Below are 21697 nucleotides of genomic sequence, written 5' to 3'. Positions count from 1 at the left end.
TTCCCCCGGTCGGGGGTAGTTCTGCGCACGAGGTCACCGACGGGCCGAGTCGGGGCGCATAGTCGTCTCGACGCTCTGGCCACTGACGTCGAATCCGTTCGAGTACAACCACTTCAGAGGAATCACCGTGAGTTCGTCGTTCATCGACTTCAGAGTCCGACCCGCCGGCATCGAGGATAGTATCGAGGTTCCCGCCCGCGACGAGCACTACGCCCGCGTCTATAAGTCGAGATTCGCGGCCGACCGGGGGATCTCGACGTTGATCCACGCCCTCCAGACGCACGACGGTCAGGCGGTGATGCAGGCGGAGTGGGAGGAAGACGATCCCGTCGCGGTGAACGAGCTCGTCGCCGACGCCGTGCGGAGCCATCCCGACCGGCTGGTCGCTGGGATCGCGACCACGGATCCGCGGCTGCCGAACGCGCTGGAGATCCTGCGCCACGCACACGACGATCTGGGTCTGCGGGGCTGGAACTTTCAGCCCGGGTTCCTCAAGATGGCGATGACCGATCCGCGTTGCGCCGAACTCTTCGCGTACTGCCAGGCCGACGGGCATCCGGTGACCGTCCACACCGGGGTCAACTTCAGCCCCACCGGGTCGATCGAATACGGCCGTCCGCTGGGGTTGTGCACCCTCGCCTGCGATTACCCCGATCTGGTGCTGGTGGCCAATCACGGTGGCTGGCCCTGGGTGACCGAGATGCTCGCGGTGCTGTGGAAGCACCCCAACGTGTACGCCGACTTCGGTGCCATCGCCCCGAAGCGCATGGTCGGTTCCGCAGGCGGATGGGAGCCGGTGGCGCACTGGATGAACACGATGGTGTCCGATCAGGTGCTGCTCGCCAGCGACTGGCCGATGATGCGCCACGACCGGCTCCTCACGGAGGCGTCCATGCTGGGCCTCAGTGAGGATTCCCTGGCCAAGTACACCCGCGGGAACGCGGCTCGACTGCTGGACACGATGTGGGGGACGAGGCTGTCATGAGCGACGACGTGGTGGTGCGCGAGGTCGATCGCGAACCGGTCATCGTGGTCGGCGCCGGCCTCGCCGGCCTGACCACAGCCCACATGCTGGGACGCGCGGGCATGCGCACCGTCGTGCTGGAGGCGGGTGACCGTCCGGGCGGCAGAATCCACACGTGCACAGAGGGATTGGACACCGCGAAGTACGGTGAGCTCGGCGCCGAGTCGATCAGCGCGAGCGATGCCGCCGTCACGGCGCTGTGCGCCGACCTCGGCGTCGAACTGTCCGAGCCGGCCCCACGCGACGGCGCACCGATGACCGCGATCGAGAGCCTCCTGGACACCCACACCGTGGTCGTGGGAGGACACGTCGTGGCCGGGGCTCAGCTCGCCTCGATCCGGCGGGAGGCGACGACGGCCCTGCGGGGGCTCCCGCCCGCCGCGCACGAAACCGTCGCTCAATGGCTCCGCCGGGCAGCGTTGTCCGACTACGCACGCGCCGTGCTCAGCACGGCGACTCGCGCGCGGGCACAGCGTGATCCGGCCCAGACCGATGCACACGTACTCATCGAGGACAGCCCCGGTGCGCGACGGACGATCCGCGGTGGCACGCAGCGCCTCACCGACGCGTTGGCTCGCGACGAAGACGTGCGCCTCGGCGCGCCGGTGACGGTGATCCGACAGCGTCGCGGCCGCATCACCGTGACGCTCGACGACGGGGACACCCTGTCGGCCAAGCAGGCGGTGGTGGCGGTGTCGCCGTTCGTCTTGGGCGCCATCGGTTTCGACCCGCCGCTACCGCCGGCCACGCTGCTGGCGGCCGTGTCGACGCCGCGGTCACAGGGCAGCACCGTGGTCGCGCACTACCGCGACGGTGCTGCGGTGCGCGGGGCCCTGGCACACGGGGTCTGCACCGACGGCCCGATCAGTCGCGCCTGGCTCAGTGGCGCGGACACCGCTGGTCCCGCCGTCGTGCGTGCACTCGTCTGCGGCACCGGGCGGGCGCAGGTCGAGCAGGGTGACGCCGCTCTCGAGGAGTTGGACGTGCTACTGGAGACCATCGTCGGCCACGGCGTGACCCGTGTCGGTGGCTGCGTCAAGAACTGGAGCGCCGACGAGCGCTTCCTCGGAATGGGTGGAGCGCCGCCGATCGCGTTGCGGGGCAGCCACGTCGCGCTGCTCGCCGCCGCGGAGCGACGGGTGCATTTCGCCGGCGCGCACACCGACGAGATGTTCTGCGACACCCTCGAAGGCGCGGTGCGTTCGGGTCAGCGCGCCGCCCGCGAGGTCCTCCGTCATCCGGTGCGGTTCAGCGCCGACGACTGCAACCTGAAGTTGGTGAGGGCATGACCACGATCGTCGTCGGAGCCGGGCCGGCCGGCTTGGAAGCGGCCCGGGTGCTCGTGTCCCGGGGCGAGGACGTCACCGTCCTCGAAGCCAATCCGCACGTCGGTGGACGCACGCGGACCGACCGCACGCGCCTGTGCTACGGCCAGCCCGCCGATCTCGGCGGATCGTTGATCGACCTGGGGCAGGACAAGATCCTCGCCGTCTGTGCAGAGCTGGGCATCGAGCTGACCTCGCAGTTCGCGCTCTTTCCGGCCGAGCCGGGCGGCTCGTACACCGCGGCCAGCCATGTCCGCAATCCGATGGTGCTCGACGGTGCGCGCGTCGACGACATCGCGGCGCAGCGCATCGCCCAGGAGGTGAGCGACGCGCTGACGCGCACGCCCCCGGAGCCGACCGAGCCGGTGTTGGCGTGGACCCGCCGCAGCGGCGTGTCGCAGTGCGCGCGCACCGCGCTGGCGGGGGTGACGGGATACAACCCCGTCAGCCATCCGGCGCTGGTCCCGATGGGGGAGATCCACCCGCCGACCACCGGACGCGTGGTCTGGATGCTGGCCGATGGCACCGATTCGGTCACCAGGGCGATGGCCGAGGGCCTCGACATCCGGCTCGAGCAGCCGGTGCGGCTGATCCGTCGCACGCAGCGCGGCGTCGTGGTGGAGACCGACAGCGACACCTTCGCCGCCGACGACGTGGTGGTCGCCACCCCCGTCACTCCGACGATGGCCATCGGGTTCGATCCGGTACTGCCGGAGTGGAAGGCGAACGCGCTGCTGTCCACGCCGATGTCGCAGGGCGCGAAGGTGATCGGGCAGTACAGCGATGGCGCGGCGATCGCCGCCCGACTACCGAGAACAGCTCTGGGCGACGATCGCGTGACCGCGCTGTGGACGAGAGCGGTCGGCCCGCACGACAGCATCGTGGTGCTGGGGTTCGTCCCCGACCGCGGGGACGGAACGTCGCACGACGAGGAACAGGCTCTGCAGGCCCTCGACGGTCTCGTCAGGACGGCATCGGGAGTTCCCGCCCGCCGGTTGAGCGGAATCCTGAAGGACTGGACGCAGGACGAATACGCCGGCGGGGTGGTGTCGATGCTCTTCGGCGATCGCATCCGGTTGCAGGCGCTCCTGGCCGCAGCCGTGGGGCCTGTCCACTTCTGCGGGGAACACACGGCCAACATGTGGGCGACCGCGATCGACGGCGCGATGCGCTCCGGCGAGCGTGCCGCCGACGAAGTGTTGCAGCGGCGCGAATCACTGCGGTGAATGGGAGGAGACGATCGTGTCCGAAACGCTGAGAAGCCACGAGGATCTGACGGCGATGCTGACGGCTCAGGGCGACAACGTCGTCGAGCAGCTCGACCGCTGGACGCACGAGACACCCGATCGGACGTTCCTCTACTACGGGGAAACCGATCGCGAGTACAGCTTCGCTGAATTCGGTTCGTGGACAGACACTCTCGCGGGCAACCTGCACCGCTTCGGGATCGCCAAGGGTGACCGCGTGAGCGTGCTGTCGACCAACTCCCTGCTCTGCGCAGCGGTCATGTTCGCGGCATGGAAGCTCGGCGCCGTCTACGCGCCGGTCAACTACAGCTTCCGCGGGCGGTTGCTGGCCTACCAGATCGACGACACTGCCGCCCGGCTGCTGGTCACCGACACCACGCTGATCGCTGCGGTGAACGAGGTCGCCGATCAGGTCAGCCACCATCCGGTCGTCGCCGTGTACGACCCGACGGCCGGCGGCGCGCCCGGGGCGGTGGCCCCGTTCACCCCGCTGGAATGGGCTGAGCTGAATCGCCCCTGCCCCCGGCCTCAGGTGGAGCTGGCGTTCGACGATCCGGCCAGCGTGTTCTACACCAGTGGAACCACGGGCCCTGCCAAGGGCGTGGTCCTGCCTCACCGGTGGTTGGCGAGCTACACCTTCTACCACCGCATGCTGCTGTCACCCGACGACGTCATTTACTGCGATCTCCCGCTGTATCACGTGGGCGGTGCGATCTCGCACGTGTCGCGCGCGGCCTGGGTCGGCTGTGAAGTCGCGGTGTGGGACCGGTTCTCTCCCAACGAGTTCTGGTCTCGTATCGCGTCCCGCGGCGCGTCCGTGGCAGCGCTTCTGGACGTGATGATCCCGTGGCTGTTGAAGGTGCCGCCGCGCGAGGACGACGCGGCGAACACCCTGAACAAGGTGAACATGCAGCCGCTGCCGGCACGGCATCGGGAATTCGCACAGCGATTCGGCATCGACATCGTCTCGACCGGCTTCGGACAGACGGAGTCGGGGTGTCCCATCGGGCTCATCATCGAAGAGACCGCGCAGGACGAGGGCACCCCGGCGCATCTGTATCGCGGGCTGTCACATGCCGAGATCCTCTCGCGCGCAGCAGATGCCGGCGTCGCCACTCTTTCCGCAGGTGCCGCGGCGCGTAAGGGGGTGATGGGCCGACCGGTGCCGTTCATGGAGGTCGCGGTGCTCGACGAGCAGGACCAGCCGTGCCCGGTGGGCGTCCCCGGGCAGCTCGCGGTACGTCCCCGGGTGCCGGGCGTACTGTTCACCGAGTATCTCGGCAAGGCGCCGGCCACGGTGTCGGCGTGGCGCAACCTGTGGTTCCACACCGGCGACGCCGCAGTGCTCTCGTCGGACGGCATGTACGACTACGTGGACCGGCTCGGCGATCGCATCCGGGTACGCGGGGAGAACCTCACCTCGTCCCAGGTCGAGGATCAGCTCAACCAGCATCCGCACGTGCAGATGACCGCGGCCTTCGGCATCGCCAGTGCCGAAGGGGACGAGGACGACATCTGCGCGTTCGTGGTTCCGCTCGGCGGCGCCACCGTCAGCGCCGAGGACTTGCACACGTTCGCCGTGCAGACCATGCCGAAGTTCATGCGGCCGAAACACATCCGCGTGGTCAGCGACGTTCCGCGCACCCCGACGAACAAGATCGAGAAGTACAAGCTCCGGCAGATGATCCTCGCCGACGTGACCGGTGCACCCCCGACGTAGTCGAGGCACACGAAAGAATCCCCGGCTCAGGAGCCGGGGATTTATTCGTTGGCGCCCATCACATCACGGTGGTCTGGGCGTACAGGCTCAGTTCACCGAGACCCTTGGCGCGCGCAGCGTCCAGAGCCTCTCCGGTGGCGCGCAGGATCCGGCCGTTGAGTCCCTCGGCTGCGAACGCGGCCAGCGAGCCCTCGACGGATTCGGCGAAGGTCTCCAGGCTGGCCTGATCGCTCGCGAGGTCACCGGTGTCGAGCGCCTCGACCACTTCGGGCAGCGTGCGCTGCAAGGACTCCGCCAGATAGCCGGCGGCGTGCAGCAGCTGCTCCGTCGGCACCTTGCGCCGCTGCAGATAGGTGGCCGCCTCGACGAAGCTGCTGAGAGCCGGGATGAGGAACGCGCACAACCCCTGCAGCAGTTCAGAACTCACACACTGCGCACCGGGGATGTAGTGAGACGGCCCGAGCAGCGTCAGCATCGGTTCGGCGCGCTGCCACGCGGCCGGCGGCCCGGAATACATGAAGTAGGCCTCAGCGGTACCGACCTGGCGCGGATAGTTCAGGATCGAGCCGTCGAGGACGTCCACGCCGTGCTGGGCGGCCCAGTCGGCGAACGCATCGCTCTCGTCGGGCCGACCGCTGGTGAGGTTCACCAGGAGGTGGCCGTCCCAGGAGGTGACGTCACCGATCGCCGCGTAGACGTGCTCGTAGGTGGCGGTGATCGCCACGACGATGTCGGATTCTCGGACAGCGCCGTCGATGTCACGCACCGGGGTCACGCCGTAGTGGCTCAGCGCCTCCGCTTTGGTGAAAGTCCGGTTCCAGGCCGCCACCCGCAAGCCCTGCTCGGCGAGCGTACGGGCGAGCGCAGAGCCCATGAACCCGCAGCCGACGATCAGGACGTCGAAGGTCGCGGATCGTTTGTTCTCGGTCATGTCAGTGCTTCCTGGTCAGGAGGGAGGGAACGGCTCAGCGCGGCACCCACGGCGTCCATCGCGGCCTCGATTCCGGGGGCGGAGTCCGAGGGGTCTTCCGAGTCGTGGATGAACGTCATCGCGCCCCGGACTGCTCCGCAGAAATCGATGAGCCCGTGCTCGATCTGCGCCCGCAGGGCTTTCTCGTAACCGTGCCGGTCGTACACACCGGCGCTGCTGGCCGCGACGGGCAGCACGTGGATGGTGAGCCACTGCAACGCCGGCTCGACATCGCCGGTGGAGGTGTAGCCGAAAGCCCAGCCGTTGACGAACACGCGGTCGATCCAGCCCTTGAGCAACGCGGGCATCGACCACCAGTAGACCGGGAAGACCAGTACCAGGTCGGTGGCCCTGTCGACCCGAACCTGTTCGGCGACGGCGTCGGCCGGGACCGGGCCCGTCCCCTGGTAGGCGGCGCGGTCGGCGGCGGTCCATCGCGGATCGAAGCCCTCCCACGCCAGATCGGCGATCTCCGATGTACCCCGCTGCGCGGCGGCGGCCGCCACGGCGTTGGCCACGTGATGGCTCAACGACGTCGGGTCGGGATGCGCCACGACCACCAGGGTGTGTCCACCGCCGTGCGCCATGCTGGTCTCCTGCCTACGTTCGTCCGTCAGACCAGAGCGAGTCCACCGTCGATGGCGATCGTCGCACCGGTCATGTAGCGGCTGGCGTCCGAGGCCAGGAAGAGGTAGAGCTGGGCGATGTCGTCGACGTCGGCCAACCGCTTGAGCGGCACATGCGACGCAGACTCGGCCTTGTGCTCCTCGACACTGGTGCCGGAGGCGTAATCGGTCTGCGACAGTTTCGCCATGGCGTTGCGGTACAGCGCGGTGTCGGCCGGCCCGGGATCGATGGCGTTGACGGTGATTCCGTCACCGGCGAAGGCGAGCGCGGCCGACTTCACCAGCGAGTGCACAGCGGCCTTGCTCGCGCAGTAGGAGCCGCCCTCGGCGTAGGGGCGTGTCGCCGACACCGACGCGGTGGCGAGCAGCTTGCCCTTGCGGCCGGTGTCGATCATGTTCAGCGCGGCCGCCTGGAAAGCCCGCAGCATGCCCAGGACGTTGACGTCGAAGACACGCGCCCAGTCCTCGGCCTTGGCGGTGCGCAGGTCGTCGATGAGGATCACCCCGGCATTGGCCACCAGGATGTCGAGCCCGTCGTCACCGGCTGCGGCCTGCACTGCTGCCGTGACGTCCTCGTCTTGTGTCACGTCGCCCTGGAACGGTTTCACGCCGTCGAGTTCCCCGTCGAAACGCAGGTCCATGCCGACGACGTGGGCACCCTGGCGGGCGAAGAGTTCGGCGGTGGCGCGGCCGAAGCCGGTGGCCGCTCCGGTGACGAGCGCGCGCTTTCCGGTCAGTACTCCTGACATGGCGTCCTCCCTGTGGGTGCGGGTGTTCGAGATGCGACTGTGCACCGCCCGACGCTGCGGACGGACCTCGTCGCCGACAAGTACGCCCAGATGGGGGAAACGCCCTCGAGCCCCTTCGGCCGTTATTCTCTCCAGATCGGCTCGCTGCCGACGATGATGTGGTGAGGAACAGGTATGCCTTCTGAGTCGGCAACGTCGTTGCCCGCCGACATCGCGAGCTTCGTCGGTCGGCGCGAAGACATCCTCGTTGTGCGCCAGCTCTTTTCGTCCACGCGGCTGGTCACCCTCACCGGAATCGGCGGGGTGGGCAAGACCCGGCTCGCGCTGCAACTCGCCAAAGAACTGCAGAGGGCGTTCCCCGACGGGGTGTACGTCGTCGAGTTCTCGACGCTGTCCGAAGGGCGCCTGCTGCGGCAGGCGGTGCTCGATGCCCTGGAGGTCCGCGAGCTCCGCAGAGAGGATGCGGTGAACTCGCTACGCGGCTTTCTGCGACGCCGACGGATGCTGCTGATCCTCGACAACTGCGAGCATGTCGTGGAGGACGCCGCTGCGCTCACCACAGAGTTGCTCCAGATGGCACCGGAGCTGCGCATCCTCGCCACCAGCAGACAACCGCTGCGGGTCACCGGGGAGCACGTTCACCACGTCGCGCCGCTGCCGACACCCGACCCGGACGGGTCGGTGCTGCCCGGCGCGGTCAGCCACTACCCGGCGGTGCGGCTGTTGACCGAACGCACCGCGGCCATCGTGCCCGAATTCGAGGTGACACCGGACAACGAGATGGCGGTGGCGCGCTTGAGCAGTCGCCTCGAGGGCATCCCGTTGGCCATCGAGCTGGCCGCCGTGCGGCTGAATGTGCTGTCGGTGACAGAACTCGCGGATCGGCTCGACGATCGATTCCACGTCCTGCGGGCGGGCAACCGCAACATGCCCGAGCGACACCGGACTCTGCAGAATCTGGTCGACTGGAGCTTCGATCTGTGTACGGAGTCCGAGCGGCTGCTGTGGATCCGGTCGTCGGTGTTCGCGGGCAGTTTCGCATTCGATGCGTTGGCCGCGGTGTGCGCCGACGACCGGCTGCCCGCCGACGAACTGGTCGACGTCCTCGCGGGCCTGGTCGAGAAGTCGATCATCGTGCGCGACGACAGCGGCGGGCGAGCGCGCTACCGGATGCTCGAGACGCTGCGTGCGTACGGGCGGGTCCGGCTTCGGGAATCAACCGAGGATGAACTACTGGCGCAGCGCCACTGTCGGTGGTACGCACAGCTCGCCGATCGGGTGACCGACGAGTGGATCGGGCCCCGGCAGGAGGAGTGGGCCGAGCTGATGCACCTCGATCACGCGAATCTGCGTGCCGCGCTGGAGTATTGCGTGTCCTCCCCGGAGCGGGCGGCCACTGCGATCAGGATCGCGGGGCAGACGTGGTTCTGGTCGGCGACCTCGCACATGCACGAGGCCACGCTGTGGTTGGATCGCGCGCTGGAGCTGGCCACCGAACCGACCCCGGATCGCGCGTGGGGGCTCGCCGCGCGCGGATACATCGCTGCGTTCCTCGGCGAATCCGACGTGCTGGACACTCTCCCGGAGCAGGCGCGCGACCTCGCCGCGGTCCTGGGCGACACCCGGGCGTTGGCGTTCGCCAACCACGTGATCGGTTTCCGGCAGTCCCTGGCCAGCGGTGACGCCGTTCGCGACGCGATCCCGCTGCTCACCGATGCGTTGCAGCAGCACGTCGACAGCGGGACCGCCGTCCAGTACCACGACGCGGCCATGGTGGAGCTCGCCGTCGCCCATCTGCGCGTCGATGAGCTCGACGGTGCGGCGGCGTTGGTCGACGAGCTGCACCAGCGGTGCTCGGCAGCGGGGGAACGCTCGCATCTGGGATACGCGCTGTGGCTACGCGGGTTGCTCGCGTTGATCCGGGGGGACGCGCGTCAGGCCGCTGCGTTGTTGGCCGAGTCCGTGACGATCCAGCGGACCTTTCGGGACAACCTGGGTCTGATCCTCACCCTCGAGGCGCTGGCGTGGAGCTTGGCCGCATCGGGGGAGGGGGAACGCGCGGCGACGATCCTGGGCGGCACCGAGGTGGCCTGGAAGTCGATCAGCGCGACCGAGAAACTCATGCACGGATGGCGGGTGCGCCACCTCCTGGCGGAACCCTCCGACCTCGGAGACGGCGCGTTCGACGATGCCCGGCGTCGGGGGAGCGACCTGAGCCTCGACGACGTCGTCGTCTATGCGCTCGACGAGCGGCCCGACGATGCGACGACGACCACCGCAAGCCACACCCTCGATCAGCTCACCCGCCGCGAGCGCGAGGTGGCCGGGCTGGTGGCCGAGGGTCTGTCCAACAAGGAGATCGCGGCCAAACTGGTGGTTTCGTTGCGCACTGCCGAAGGTCACGTCGAGCGCATCCTCACCAAGCTGGGGTTCCGGACTCGCGCTCAGATCGCGTCGTGGTTCACCGAGGCGCAGGCCGTGGGCGATGAACGGGGCAGAAACAGGTAGTTTCCACCGTGTGCCGTGACAGCCGGCCGCGCGACCGTGAGAGAGGCATGGCAACCGCCATCACCACACCGTCGCGCAAGGGGAACCACCGATGACCATCAGTTCTGCCGCCGTCGCTGTCGAGCCGGAAACCGAGTGTCAGCCGCAACGCATCCTCGTGGTCGACGAGAACGAACTCATGCAGGCCGGGCTGCGGTCGGTCTTCCTGGAGGCACCCTGGGTGGCGGCCTGCTTCGTCGCCGGCAACGCCGATGTCGCGATGCACGTGATCCGGCGCAGGCAACCCCACATCGTGTTGATCAGTGCCACGCTGGGCGCGACCGCGGGCCCCGATCTGTGTCACTGGCTCAAGGAGAACACACCCCACATCAAGGTGGCGGTGATGTCCGGCGGGCGAGTGCCGGCTGCCCTCGCGGCCTCGCTGGGGGCGGTCGCGGTGTTGTCGAAGCAGATGCCGCGGGGTGCGGTTCTGGCCGCGATGAAGCGCGTCGCCGAGGGTGAGCGGCTGCTTCCGCGCACGACCACTCCGGCGACTCTGCACCTGTCCAAGCGTGAACTCGATGTGCTGCACCACGTGGCGGCCGGACTCAGCAACCGGGAAACCGCGGCCATCCTGAATCTTTCAGCGCACACCGTCAAGCAGTACACCAGCGCGCTGTATCGCAAGCTCGACGTCCGCAATCGTGCCGAGGCGGCCAGCCGCGCCCAGCAGCTCGGACTTCTGCTGTGGAACCGTTCCGCGCCGCCACTCACCGCGGGTTAGTCTGCGCGCCAGACACATCGAGAACATCGAGGCCGGGCGCCGTAAATTCCACGGCGCCCGGCCTCGTTGTCACTTCACGTGGTAGTCGTCGAAGTCGAATCGCTCCATCGCCAGGAACGCGTCCTGAACGTGGAAGGGGCAGTTGAGTTCGTTGCGGCCGTACTCATTGAGGTAGTAGCTGCCCTTGCCCTCCTGCTGCCAGAGCACCTTGGCGTCGGCTTCGTCGACCTCTTCGTTGTAGGCGTCGAATGCCTCCTGGCGCACCTCCACCGACGAGTTCCCACCCTCGACCAGACCGACGATCCCTTCGAGGATGTAGCGCGTCCAGATCTCGGTCCACATGGGGAAGCCGCCGGTGCGTGCCTGGCCGGACGGCCCGTACATCGCGAACATGTTGGGCATGCCCGGGAACGTCATGCTGAGAAACGCGCGCGCACCGTCGTTTTCCCACAGCTCGTCGAGCGTGGTCGAGTCGCGACCCACGAACGTGATCGGGAAGAAGTACTTCGACACCTGGAATCCGGTGGCGAGAACCACCAGGTCGAATTCGCGCGAGGTGCCGTCGACGGTGACGATGCCCTTCTCGTCGAATCGCTCGATGTGATCGGTGACGAGTTCGACGTTGTCGCGCTTGAGGGTGTCGTACCAACCCATGTCGATGACGAACCGACGGCCGAGCGGGGCGACCTTCGGGATCACCTTGGACTTCAGATCGGGTCGATCGCCGACCTGTTCGTCGATGTAGTCCAGCAGCTTGAGCTTGAGGTTGTCGTTGAGCTCGTTGATCTTTCCGCCGCGGGCCTGCCACTCGGGGTCGTAGTCCTGCAGTTCCTCCAGGTTGAGGATCGCCAGGAAAGACGTGTAGCTGAACCAGTTCCAGTAGTAGGGGAAGTTCTCGAACAACCACTGGACTTCCTCCGACCACTGATCGAGGTAACCCGGCATCGGCATCACCCAGTGCGGCGTCCGCTGGAACAGGGTCAGCGATTCGACGTCGCCGACGATGCTCGGAGCGAGTTGGGCACCTGATGATCCGTTACCGATGATCGCGACCTTCTTGCCCGTGCAGTCGAAGCCGTGATCCCAGTTCGTGGTGTGCACGATGCGCCCCGAGAAACGTTCTTTGCCCTCGAAATCGGCTTCCAGCGGCGTGGAGAAAAGCCCTGCGGCACAGACGATGAAGTTGGTGCGCCAGCTGCGCTGCAGGCCGGACCGATCGGTGACCGTCACGGCCCAGGTGCTGTCCTCCTCATTCCATTCGGCACGCTCGACCTGCGTTTCGAACTGGCAGTGGGACAGCACGTCGTACTTGGTCGCCACGTGGGTCAGGTAATCGAGAGTCTCCTGGCGCTGGGGGAACAGCGACTTCCACGGATAGCCTTTCTCGAACTTGTACTGGTAGTTGAAGCTGGGCACGTCGACGCGGGCGCCCGGGTACGAATTGGTCAACCACACACCCCCGACACCGGTTTGGCGTTCCACCAGCGTGTAGGGGATGCCGAGACGACCCAGCTGCACCGCCATCGCGATGCCGGAGAACCCTGCGCCGATAACGGTGACATGGAGGGTGTCTAGCACCGAGGCGTCCGGCTTCGCGGTCCACTCGATCTCGCGCGGAAAGTCCTCCAGCGCCAATTCCTCGTAGCCGAACCGAAATTCCTCGTCGGTCAGCTCGGCGCCCTTGGCGACGCTCATCAGCTCGCGGATGTCGTCTTGCGCCGGTGTCGCGGCAGGCGCACCGGATTGCAGGAAGGCGCGCGCCTTTGCTCTGACCTCGTCGTGATGCTCGGGGGCCAGAGCGCGGGCCGGGAACAGGCCGCTCTCGACCAATTCGGTCCGCATCCCGGCCAGCGACTGATCACCTGTGGCGTGCAACAGGGCCAGACGCAGGATGTTGGGATCGGCTGCCTCGATCGCCCGGTCGGCGAGGCTGCCACTCGTATCGCGGTCGACATCTCGGTTCATGGTCACTTCGCTCATCAGTCCTGACTTTCATTGCTCGGAAACGAATCAACTGAGGGCATCAGGATGCGAAGGAATTGCGACCGAGCTCACATGCATGGTCGAAACTCCGCCCGATTGGGGGGACCTGGCTATGGATCCGTTTGGCGCCCCACCCATTCGGGCGGTTTTTGGTTGTGACCCGCATTCGACGCAACGTTCTTCGGTGACGCTGATGCCCATGACGACACAAGAACTGAGTGCGCCGGCATCCTCTCTGTTCGACCTCACCGGTCGACGGGCACTTGTCACCGGAGCTAGCCGCGGAATCGGCCGTGCGATTGCATTGGCCCTGGCGCAGAACGGCGCCCACGTCTTCGGTGCCGCACGCTCCGAGCAGGGACTCGCAGAAACCGCCGAGTTAGCGTCGGGAGCATCGGGGTCGTTCGACTCCGCTTCGATCGATCTGCGCTCGGCCGAGGGCATCGACTCGTGCGTGGCGCAGGCCGCGGAATCGCTGGGCGGACTGGACATCCTGGTGAACAACGCCGCCGACGATCACGAGTCGACGATCGAGGACACCGATCCGGCGGTGTGGGACCGGGTGCTCGATCTCAACCTTCGCTCCTGCTGGTTGATGACCCGCGCCGCGTCGCCATACCTGCGAGATGGCGGCGGCAAAGTCATCAACATCGCCTCGATCCTCGGGCTGGTCGGCATCCGAAACGACAGTGCTTACGTGGCGGCCAAGCACGGGTTGATCGGTGTCACCCGTGCGGTCGCGCTGGAATGGGCGCGCTCGGGTGTGCAAGTCAACGCGATAGCTCCCGGTTTTGCTCAGACGGCGATGCTGCCTGATCTGACGACGAATGACGCTGCGGCGAACTACATCCGCAAGCAGGTGCCGATGGGCCGCTGGGCCCAACCGGAGGAGTTCGCCGGCGCGGCCGTGTTCCTCGCATCGCGGGCATCGGATTATGTGACAGGGCACGTACTGGTCGTCGATGGTGGGTTGACCGCACGATGACCTCGACAGTGCGAGAAACGCACGGCGCGGCGCGGCCGATATACCCGGATCTTCGCGGTCGCTGCGGGGCAGTGACCGGCTCTGGACGGGGGATCGGTCTCGCGATCGCGCTCGCGATGGCGCGGTCCGGAATGCACGTGCAGCTGGTGGACGTGGACAACACGGCGTTGCTCGAGGCCAGGGAGCTGATTGCCGCACGCTGCCCCGACGTCGTCGTCGACGTGGCGCCGGTGTCGGTCAGTGACGTCGACGGTGTTGGGGACGCCTTCGACCGCTTCGTCTCGGCCACGGGTTCGCTCGATGTGCTCGTCAACAACGCGGGAATCGCCGCCAACTCGCCCAGCCTCGAGCTGGGCGTCGAGCATTGGCAGCGCGCCGTGGATGTCAACCTGACGGGCACGTTCGTCTGCGCACAGGCCGCGGGTCGGGCGATGGCTCGCCAGCGGCGTGGAGCGATCGTCAACATCGCGTCCATGTTCGGGGTGACCGCCGCCCCCGACCGGGCCGCCTACTGCGCCACCAAGGCCGGCGTCGTCGCGTTGACCAAGGTTCTCGCCGTCGAGTGGGCCGACCGCGGCATCAGGGTCAACGCGATCGGCCCCGGATACATCGGCACGGAACTGGTAGCGGCCCTGGTCGCCCAGTCCCGCCTCGACATCGAGGCGGTGCGCCGCCGCACCCCGATCGGACGTCTGGGCACGGCGGAAGACGTCGCAAATCTCGCGTTGTTCCTGGCATCGGATGTGTCGCGGAACATCACCGGGCAGGTCGTCGTGAGCGACGGTGGCTGGACCGCAGACGGTTTCGGGGTCATCGGTGACCTTTGAGCAGTCGACGGTTCTGCGAGCAACCATCCCGCTCCGTTACGGCGACGTCGATCGGCAGGGCCACGTCAACAATTCGTCGGTGCTGCAGATCGTTGAGTCGGCGCGCATCGCGCTGTGGAAACGGGCCGGTTTACCCGAGAGTCCGGGGCAAGTGATCAGGCAGCAGGCCATCGAGTACCTGGCGCCGATCCACGCCGGCCACGATGTGGTCGTGGTCGAACACTGGTGCGCCAGGATCGGGCGGACGTCTTATGTGCTGGAGTTCCGAGTACTCGACCGCGACGGTGGGACGTTCTGTCGGGGGTCAGTCGTTCTCGTCGCCGTCGACGCCGTCGGCATCCCCCACGAGATCCCGCCGACGTTGAGATCGATCCTCGAGTCGCTCGCCGGCGCGACCGGTCGCGTACCTGGCTGAGCGCGTTTCAACCGCACCGGCTCGGGTACGGCAGGCGTCATGAAGGCAGTGACATGGCACGGCCGGCGCGATGTGCGCGTCGACACCGTGGAAGACCCCCGCATACAGGACCCGACGGACGCGATCATCGAGGTGACGTCCACGAACATCTGCGGCTCGGACCTGCACCTCTACGAGGTGCTCGGCGCGTTCATGAACGCCGGTGACATCCTCGGGCACGAGGCGATGGGCGTCGTGCGCGACGTGGGTGCGGGCGTGACGAACCTCGCGGTCGGCGATCGCATCGTGGTGCCGTTCCAGATCTCCTGCGGCAGCTGCTTCATGTGCGACGAGCAGCTCTACACGCAGTGCGAGACGACGCAGGTTCGCGACCAGGGGATGGGGGCGGCGCTGTTCGGATACTCCGAACTCTACGGCGAGGTGCCCGGCGGTCAGGCCGAGTACCTGCGCATCCCGCAGGCCCAGTTCACCCACATCAAAGTGCCGGAGGGACCGCCGGATTCGCGATTCGTCTATCTGTCGGACGTGCTGCCCACGGCGTGGCAGGGCGTCGCGTACGCGGGCATTCCCGACGGCGGATCGGTGACCGTGCTGGGGTTGGGACCGATCGGCGACATGGCGGCCCGCATCGCCAGCCACCTCGGCTATCGGGTGATCGCCGTCGACCGAGTTCCGGAGCGTCTCGCCCGGGCGAGTGCGCGGGGTATCGAGACCATCGACATGATGGGGCTCAGCGGCTCGGTCGGTGACGCAGTGCGTGAGCTGACCGACGGGCGGGGCACCGACTCGGTGATCGACGCCGTCGGGATGGAGGCACATGGCTCACCGGTTGCGCAGGCCGCACAGACCGCGGCCGCGTTCCTCCCGGATTTCGTCGCGAAACCCTTCATGCAGAAGGCGGGAGTGGACCGGCTGGGCGCGCTGTACTCGGCGATCGACTGCGTACGCCGGGGCGGCACGATCTCGCTGAGTGGTGTCTACGGCGGCGCGGCCGATCCGATGCCGATGCTGACGCTGTTCGACAAGCAGATCCAGCTGCGGATGGGGCAGGCCAACGTGAAGAAGTGGGTCGACGACATCATGCCGTTGTTGACCGATGACGACCCGTTGGGCGTCGACTCGTTCGCCACCCACGTCCTGCCGCTCGATCAGGCGCCGCACGCGTACGACATCTTCCAGAAGAAGGAGGACGGCGCGGTCAAGGTGATCCTGCAACCCTGAGCGGGTATCCCCGGCTGACGTTGGGTTGGTAACAAGGGGCACATCACGATGCGGCTGGCACGAAGCAAACTGGACACGCCGGGGATCGTCCGCAAGCGGCGCGGCAAGGGTTTCGCCTACTACGGGCCCGACGGTGAGCTGTTGGCAGACCCCGACACGGCGCAGCGGATCAAGGATCTGGTGATCCCGCCGGCGTGGAAGAACGTGTGGATCAGTCCGCGGCCGAACGGTCACATCCAGGCGGTCGGCACCGACGCCGCGGGCCGGCGCCAATACCTCTATCACGAACGGTGGCAGCAAGAGCGGGCCGAGGAGAAGTTCGACCGGGTGCTCGAGCTCTCCACGCGGTTGCCGGAGTGGCGATCTCGCATCGCGCGAGATCTGGCCGGTCGCGGGCTCACTCGTGACCGCGTGCTCGGGCTGGCGCTGCAGCTGCTCGACAGGGGCTATTTCCGCGCCGGCGGTGAGCAGTCGGCCGAGGAGCACGAGCACTACGGACTGGCCACTCTGCTGTGTGAGCATGTGACGCTGAAGAAGAACGCGGTCGAGTTCGACTATCCGGCCAAGAGTGGGGTGCAGCGCACCGTCGAGATCGACGATCCCGAGGTGGTGCGGGCAGTCCGTTCCCTCATGCGGCGCACCGAACGCACCGAGCGACTCCTGGTGTGCCGCAGCGGGAACAGCGGCTGGGTCGATGTGAAGGCCGACGATCTCAACACCCGGTTCAAGGAGATCGTCGGCGACGAATTCACCGTCAAAGATCTGCGCACCTGGCATGGCACCGTGCTGGCTGCCGCAGCATTCGCCGACGCGAAGCCGCCGACGTCGAAGACCGCGATCAAGCGGGAGACGTCGGCGGTCATGAAGGAGGTATCGAGCGAACTGGGCAATACGCCGGCGGTCGCCCGCGCCTCGTACGTCGACCCGCGAGTGGTCACCGGTTACGAGAACGGGCTGACCATCGCCGCGGCGACCAAGCGGGCTGACAAGATCGAGGAGCCGGAAAAGGCTCAGGAGCTCCTCGAGAAGGCCACCCGCCAATTGATTCGGCGGGTTGCCAAAGGCCGGTGACGTGTTTGGCAAACCTCCCGCGCGGAAAACCTACGGGCATTGTCGACCGTTCAGGGAGGTTGGTTTCGATGCCGAACTCATCGATCAAGAACGAGAAGATGTACGAAGATCTGCGAGCCGAGGGGAACTCGAAAGAGAAATCCGCGCGGATCGCCAACGCGGCCGCGGCGCGGGGTGCTTCGGCGGTCGGCAGGAAAGGCGGCCGCTCGGGCTCGTACGACGATTGGAAGGTCGACGAGCTCAAGGAACGAGCCAGAGAACTCGGCCTGAGCGGATATTCGCGACTGACCAAGGACAAACTGATCTCGAAGTTACGAAGCCACTGACTCCGCCGCTGCGTCCTGCAGCGTCTGCGCGAGACGCGCCGCGGGGGGTGTCATGCGCTCGGCGCCCGGCGTGGCGAGATAGACCGTCCACAGCACTGGTTCGGCGAGTTCGATCGCGCGCAACGCGGTGAAGCGGGCGGCTTCCGACTGGGGTGCGAATGCTGTGCCCAGGCCGCTGCCGACCAGATCGGCAACCGCATGAAACCCGGCCGGCACTTCGTACAGCGTGCGTGCCCGGCGGCCGGCGGCATGAAACGCATCGTCGACCAGGCGGCGAAGTCCGAAGCCCGGGGGAAATCCGATCAGATCTTCGTCGTCCAGTTCGGCGATCGACACCTGTTGCCGTCCGGCGAGGTGATGATCGACGCGACAGACGAAGACCAGCGGATCATCGAACAGCTTCTGCAGCGTCAGCGGGGCGGGGAAGCGGTCCGGCACGGAAACGAGTGCGAGGTCCAGTGAGCCTTCGAGTAGTGCGGCGAGGTATGACGACGCCCCGGTCTGGCTCAGCCGCAACCGAAGTCGGACGTGGGGGTGTTCGCGGTGAAAGCCGCCCAGGGCTGACGCGACGTCAAGGGGGCCGAACGCGATCAGCGAACCGAATTCCACCGTCCCCATCAAGGTGCCGCGAAATTCGGCGACGGAGTCGACGGCGGCCCGTCCGGCGCGTAGGACATCGTGCGCGTGGTGGCGGAACCGTTCTCCGGCAGGGGTGAGGTCGATCTGCTGGCGAGAGCGGTCGAACAACGTGACCCCCAGCTCACGTTCGAGCTTGCCCACCGACGTCGACAGCGCGGATTGCACGACGTGTGCACGTTCGGCGGCGCGCGTGAAGCTCATCTCCCCGGCGACGGCGAGGAAGTGTTCGAGCTGACGGAACTCCATCACACCAACGTATCTGTTTCATTGATGACAATCATCAAAATCAATCGTTGGCATTGATCGCTACCGTCCGCTGTCATGGATTCATGAGCGATGGCGTGAGCAGGCGGCGGTTCGGCTTGCTGATGACGGCTGCAGCCGGGGCGGCGACGCTGGCCGCGTGTTCGTCCACTCCGGCGGCCGCGGTTCCGTCACCCGCACCGCCCGCACCCAGCCACGAGCTCGGACCGGTCCGACAGATCATCGCGGGCGATCTCGACGTCGGCTACGTCGAGGCCGGGCCCCGCGACGGTCAGCCCGTCATCCTGCTGCACGGGTGGCCCTACGACATCCACAGCTATGCCGACGTGACCGCGATCCTGGCCGGGCAGGGGTTCCGAGTCATCGTGCCGTATCTGCGCGGCTTCGGCAGCACCCGCTTCCGTTCGACCGGCACAGTTCGCAACGGACAGCAGGCCGCACTGGCGCACGACGTCATCACGCTGATGGATGCGCTGGACATCCGCGAGGCGATTCTCGGCGGCTACGACTGGGGTGGTCGGACCGCCAACGTCGTCGCCGCACTGTGGCCACAGCGCTGCACGGGGCTCGTTGCCGTCAGCGGCTACATCGTCGTGAACCGAGAGGCCAATCTGGCGCCCCTCGCCCCGCAGGCCGAGTACGGCTGGTGGTATCAGTACTACTTCGCCACCGACCGCGGTGAGCGCGGATACCGCAGCAACACAGCCGATTTCAACAAGCTCATCTGGCGTAACGCCTCCCCGCTGTGGAAGTTCGACGACGCCACCTACGACCTGTCGGCGGCCGCATTCACCAATCCGGATCACACCGACGTCGTGATCCACAACTACCGGTGGCGCCTCAGCCTGGCCGAGGGAGAAGCCCGGTACGAGGACGACGAGCGGCGGTTGGCCGACAGACCGGCCATCACCGTTCCGACCATCACCATCGCGTCCGACTTCGACGGTCCTGCAAAGGACGGCGCCGCCTACCGTGCGCTCTACACCGGCCGCCATCAGCACCGCGTCCTCGACGGAATCGGACACAACGTGCCGCAGGAGGCGCCCCGCGACTTCGCGTCAGCAATCGCCGACGTGACCCGACAGTGAGGACGATCATGACCACATCAACCCCGTTGGCCGGCCGCACCGCTCTGGTGACCGGCTCGACGTCAGGACTCGGCGCAGGCATCGCGACGGCGTTGGCCGACGCCGGCGCGCACGTCGTGATCACCGGACGCACCCGCAGCCGTGGGGAGGACGTTGTCGCGAGGATCGAATCGTCGGGCGGTAAGGCATCTTTCGTCGAAGCCGACTTCTCGAAACCCGCGCGGGCAGCCGCCGACGTCGCGTCACGAGCCACTGAAGCGGTCGGCGGAACGCTCGACATCCTCGTCAACAACGTGGCCACCCTTGTCTTTCCGGCTCCGACAGCGGACGTCACCGCCGCCGAGATCAGCGACGCCTTCGCCGTTAACGTCACCGCTCTGTTCCTGCTGACCGGGCTCATCGCGCCGGCGATGGTCGAACGTGGCGAGGGTGCCATCGTCAACATCGGCTCGATCAGCGCACTGTTCGGCGCATCGGGCTCGGCGCTCTACGGTGCGACGAAAGCCAGTGTGCACCTGCTGACCAAATCATGGGCAGCTGAATACGGGCCGTCGGGTGTGCGGGTCAACGCGGTCGCACCCGGGCCCATCGCCACCGAACGCATGGCGGATTTCGGTGAGGCGGTCAATCCGGTGCTGGCCCGCGTACCGTCGCACCGGATGAGCGCCATCGACGAAGTCGCCTCGGCGGTGGTGTTCCTCGCGGGCCCGCACGCCACCAACGTCCACGGCGCCATCCTGAGCGTCGACGGCGGATTCGCTGCAGCCTGAGACAAGGAATCCTCGTGCACCACGTCGTCACCGATCCGCTGGCACGCCTGTTCGCGGCAGCGGTCAACCCCGTTCCGAAGCCGGCGGTGCGGTTCCCCGGAATCCCAGGACATACGTCGCTGATCAGCATTCCGACCCGGCACGGCCCTGTGGAGGCCACCGCGTACCGGCCGGACCCGCGGGTGCGTCGCCCGCCGGTCTACGTCAACATCCACGGAGGTGGTTTCGTCGTAGGACATCGCGACCAGGACGATCCGTGGTGCCGGTTCCTGGCCGACTCCGCCGGCGTGGTCGTCGTCAACACCGACTACCTCCTCGCTCCGCGACATCGTTTCCCCGTTGCAGCAGAACAGATCTACGATGTGGTCTGCTGGGCCGCCGACGCGGCGCGGGAGTGGGATGGCGAGCGTTTGTCGGTAGGCGGTCAGAGTGCGGGCGGCAATCTCGCGGCCGCAGCTGCCCGCCAGGCTTTCGAGAACGGCGGTCCGACGATCGGACTGCAGGTGTTGCACTATCCGCCACTGGATCTGGTGACCGCGGTGCGTGACAAGCCGTCAGCTCTGGGGGCACGCGCGGTGATGAAACCGTGGATGGGACAGGTGTTCGACAACGCCTACGTCCCGGACAGGCTGCGCCGCCGCGACAGGTTGGTCTCACCCGCATGGGGCGCCAACGCCGACGACATCGATGGCATCGCGCCCGCGGTGGTCGTCACCGCGGAGTACGACCGGTTGCGCGACGAGGCCCGGTGGTATGCCGACCGGCTGGCTGCCGCGGGGTCACTCGTCGACTACATCGAGGTGGCCGGCGCGGACCACGGTTACAACATCATGAGCGACGCCGCGTCCGTGACCGAGCGGGTCTACGCGCAGATCGCCGCACACGTCGTCGGCAACGGGTCGCGCTAGTCCTGCTGCGCACGCGCCTCTGCGCCGGACTCCTGGGTGTCGATGTCGTCGTCGGACCCTGCCCGCCCGACGTACGGGCCCTCTGCCTGATCGTCGTCGCCCTCACTCGCACGCGAGCCGGCCACTTTGGCGTCGGGCTCGACGTCGGACTCGGCCTTTTCGGATTCCGGATTGCTCATCGATGCCTCCTGATCGGGTCCGCACGGCATGCCCCGACGGCCCGAAACCAAACCCGGCGGCGTTTGGTGGGTCGTGTCACCTTCGAGGG

At 67.2% G+C, this 21697-nt stretch carries 21 protein-coding genes; 15 read left to right on the top strand and 6 right to left on the bottom strand.

What is annotated here, in order from left to right:
* Window positions 1-127: 127 nt before the first annotated feature.
* From MHN84_RS25235 to MHN84_RS25220, 4 genes are read left to right on the top strand one after another with little or no spacing between them, the layout of a single operon-like run.
* Window positions 128-985 carry an amidohydrolase family protein gene (locus MHN84_RS25235; protein WP_241207257.1) on the top strand — a complete coding sequence of 286 codons (858 nt, stop codon included), beginning with the start codon at window positions 128-130 and terminating at the stop codon, window positions 983-985.
* Window positions 982-2313 carry an NAD(P)/FAD-dependent oxidoreductase gene (locus MHN84_RS25230; protein WP_241207256.1) on the top strand — a complete coding sequence of 444 codons (1332 nt, stop codon included), beginning with the start codon at window positions 982-984 and terminating at the stop codon, window positions 2311-2313. Before MHN84_RS25235 ends, MHN84_RS25230 begins: the two co-directional genes overlap by 4 nt.
* Window positions 2310-3575 (top strand): NAD(P)/FAD-dependent oxidoreductase, encoded by a 1266-nt coding sequence (locus tag MHN84_RS25225; protein ID WP_241207255.1) that lies wholly within the window; start codon window positions 2310-2312, stop codon window positions 3573-3575. The genes MHN84_RS25230 and MHN84_RS25225 overlap by 4 nt, the downstream gene beginning before the upstream one ends.
* 16 nt (window positions 3576-3591) lie before the next feature.
* Complete coding sequence (locus MHN84_RS25220; RefSeq protein ID WP_241207254.1) at window positions 3592-5316, top strand: AMP-binding protein; 1725 nt, start codon at window positions 3592-3594, stop codon at window positions 5314-5316.
* A gap of 58 nt (window positions 5317-5374) precedes the next feature.
* Here the strand turns inward: MHN84_RS25220 and MHN84_RS25215 are convergent, their stop codons facing one another.
* From MHN84_RS25215 to MHN84_RS25205, 3 genes are read right to left on the bottom strand one after another with little or no spacing between them, the layout of a single operon-like run.
* Window positions 5375-6247 (bottom strand): NAD(P)-binding domain-containing protein, encoded by an 873-nt coding sequence (locus MHN84_RS25215; protein ID WP_241207253.1) that lies wholly within the window; start codon window positions 6245-6247, stop codon window positions 5375-5377.
* A complete protein-coding gene (locus tag MHN84_RS25210; RefSeq protein ID WP_241207252.1) occupies window positions 6244-6873 on the bottom strand; it encodes an NAD(P)H-dependent oxidoreductase in 630 nt (209 codons plus the stop codon). The genes MHN84_RS25215 and MHN84_RS25210 overlap by 4 nt, the downstream gene beginning before the upstream one ends.
* A 26-nt stretch (window positions 6874-6899) precedes the next feature.
* A complete protein-coding gene (locus MHN84_RS25205) occupies window positions 6900-7661 on the bottom strand; it encodes an SDR family NAD(P)-dependent oxidoreductase (protein ID WP_241207251.1) in 762 nt (253 codons plus the stop codon).
* 174 nt (window positions 7662-7835) lie between these two features.
* Between MHN84_RS25205 and MHN84_RS25200 the strand changes: the two genes are divergently transcribed.
* Both MHN84_RS25200 and MHN84_RS25195 read left to right on the top strand, forming a co-directional pair.
* Window positions 7836-10169: a LuxR C-terminal-related transcriptional regulator gene (locus tag MHN84_RS25200; protein ID WP_241207250.1), complete on the top strand. Its 2334-nt coding sequence runs from the start codon at window positions 7836-7838 to the stop codon at window positions 10167-10169.
* A gap of 91 nt (window positions 10170-10260) precedes the next feature.
* Entirely contained in the window at window positions 10261-10932 is a 672-nt protein-coding gene (locus MHN84_RS25195; RefSeq protein WP_241207249.1) for a response regulator transcription factor, read from the top strand.
* Between the two features lie 69 nt (window positions 10933-11001).
* Here the strand turns inward: MHN84_RS25195 and MHN84_RS25190 are convergent, their stop codons facing one another.
* Window positions 11002-12912, bottom strand: a complete 1911-nt coding sequence (locus tag MHN84_RS25190) for an NAD(P)/FAD-dependent oxidoreductase (protein ID WP_241207248.1) — start codon at window positions 12910-12912, stop codon at window positions 11002-11004.
* Between MHN84_RS25190 and MHN84_RS25185 the strand changes: the two genes are divergently transcribed.
* The 6 genes from MHN84_RS25185 (at window position 12896) to MHN84_RS25160 (ending at window position 17760) form a co-directional block, all read left to right on the top strand.
* Window positions 12896-13900 (top strand): SDR family NAD(P)-dependent oxidoreductase, encoded by a 1005-nt coding sequence (locus tag MHN84_RS25185; RefSeq protein WP_241207247.1) that lies wholly within the window; start codon window positions 12896-12898, stop codon window positions 13898-13900. The two genes, MHN84_RS25190 and MHN84_RS25185, sit on opposite strands and share 17 nt — an antisense overlap.
* 71 nt (window positions 13901-13971) lie before the next feature.
* Window positions 13972-14727 (top strand): SDR family NAD(P)-dependent oxidoreductase, encoded by a 756-nt coding sequence (locus tag MHN84_RS25180; RefSeq protein ID WP_241207246.1) that lies wholly within the window; start codon window positions 13972-13974, stop codon window positions 14725-14727.
* Complete coding sequence (locus MHN84_RS25175) at window positions 14717-15142, top strand: acyl-CoA thioesterase (RefSeq protein ID WP_241207245.1); 426 nt, start codon at window positions 14717-14719, stop codon at window positions 15140-15142. The genes MHN84_RS25180 and MHN84_RS25175 overlap by 11 nt, the downstream gene beginning before the upstream one ends.
* A gap of 39 nt (window positions 15143-15181) precedes the next feature.
* Complete coding sequence (locus MHN84_RS25170; RefSeq protein WP_241207244.1) at window positions 15182-16363, top strand: zinc-dependent alcohol dehydrogenase; 1182 nt, start codon at window positions 15182-15184, stop codon at window positions 16361-16363.
* A gap of 48 nt (window positions 16364-16411) precedes the next feature.
* Window positions 16412-17434, top strand: a complete 1023-nt coding sequence (locus tag MHN84_RS25165; protein ID WP_241207243.1) for a DNA topoisomerase IB — start codon at window positions 16412-16414, stop codon at window positions 17432-17434.
* A 68-nt stretch (window positions 17435-17502) separates the two neighbouring features.
* Window positions 17503-17760 carry a Rho termination factor N-terminal domain-containing protein gene (locus tag MHN84_RS25160; protein ID WP_241207242.1) on the top strand — a complete coding sequence of 86 codons (258 nt, stop codon included), beginning with the start codon at window positions 17503-17505 and terminating at the stop codon, window positions 17758-17760.
* Here MHN84_RS25160 and MHN84_RS25155 read toward each other — a convergent pair.
* Window positions 17746-18645 carry a LysR family transcriptional regulator gene (locus tag MHN84_RS25155; protein WP_241207241.1) on the bottom strand — a complete coding sequence of 300 codons (900 nt, stop codon included), beginning with the start codon at window positions 18643-18645 and terminating at the stop codon, window positions 17746-17748. The two genes, MHN84_RS25160 and MHN84_RS25155, sit on opposite strands and share 15 nt — an antisense overlap.
* Before the next feature lie 83 nt (window positions 18646-18728).
* Here MHN84_RS25155 and MHN84_RS25150 point away from each other — a divergent pair, with 83 nt between their 5' ends.
* From MHN84_RS25150 to MHN84_RS25140, 3 genes are all read left to right on the top strand, one after another.
* Window positions 18729-19751, top strand: coding sequence for an alpha/beta fold hydrolase (locus MHN84_RS25150; protein ID WP_241207240.1), 1023 nt, complete (start codon window positions 18729-18731; stop codon window positions 19749-19751).
* A gap of 5 nt (window positions 19752-19756) precedes the next feature.
* The gene (locus MHN84_RS25145) at window positions 19757-20521 is read left to right on the top strand and encodes an SDR family NAD(P)-dependent oxidoreductase (RefSeq protein WP_374238425.1); all 765 of its coding nucleotides are present in this window, start codon (window positions 19757-19759) and stop codon (window positions 20519-20521) included.
* A gap of 86 nt (window positions 20522-20607) precedes the next feature.
* The gene (locus tag MHN84_RS25140; protein WP_241207301.1) at window positions 20608-21429 is read left to right on the top strand and encodes an alpha/beta hydrolase; all 822 of its coding nucleotides are present in this window, start codon (window positions 20608-20610) and stop codon (window positions 21427-21429) included.
* On the opposite strand, the gene MHN84_RS25135 is transcribed toward MHN84_RS25140, so the two are convergent.
* Complete coding sequence (locus MHN84_RS25135; protein WP_241207238.1) at window positions 21426-21608, bottom strand: hypothetical protein; 183 nt, start codon at window positions 21606-21608, stop codon at window positions 21426-21428. The genes MHN84_RS25140 and MHN84_RS25135 overlap by 4 nt on opposite strands.
* Window positions 21609-21697 lie beyond the last annotated feature (89 nt).

It is taken from the genome of Mycobacterium sp. PSTR-4-N (assembly GCF_022348085.1).
Taxonomy (GTDB): Bacteria; Actinomycetota; Actinomycetes; order Mycobacteriales; family Mycobacteriaceae; genus Mycobacterium.
The sequence above is the reverse complement of the archived record's forward strand: the minus strand, read 5'-3'. Positions and strand labels throughout refer to the sequence as shown.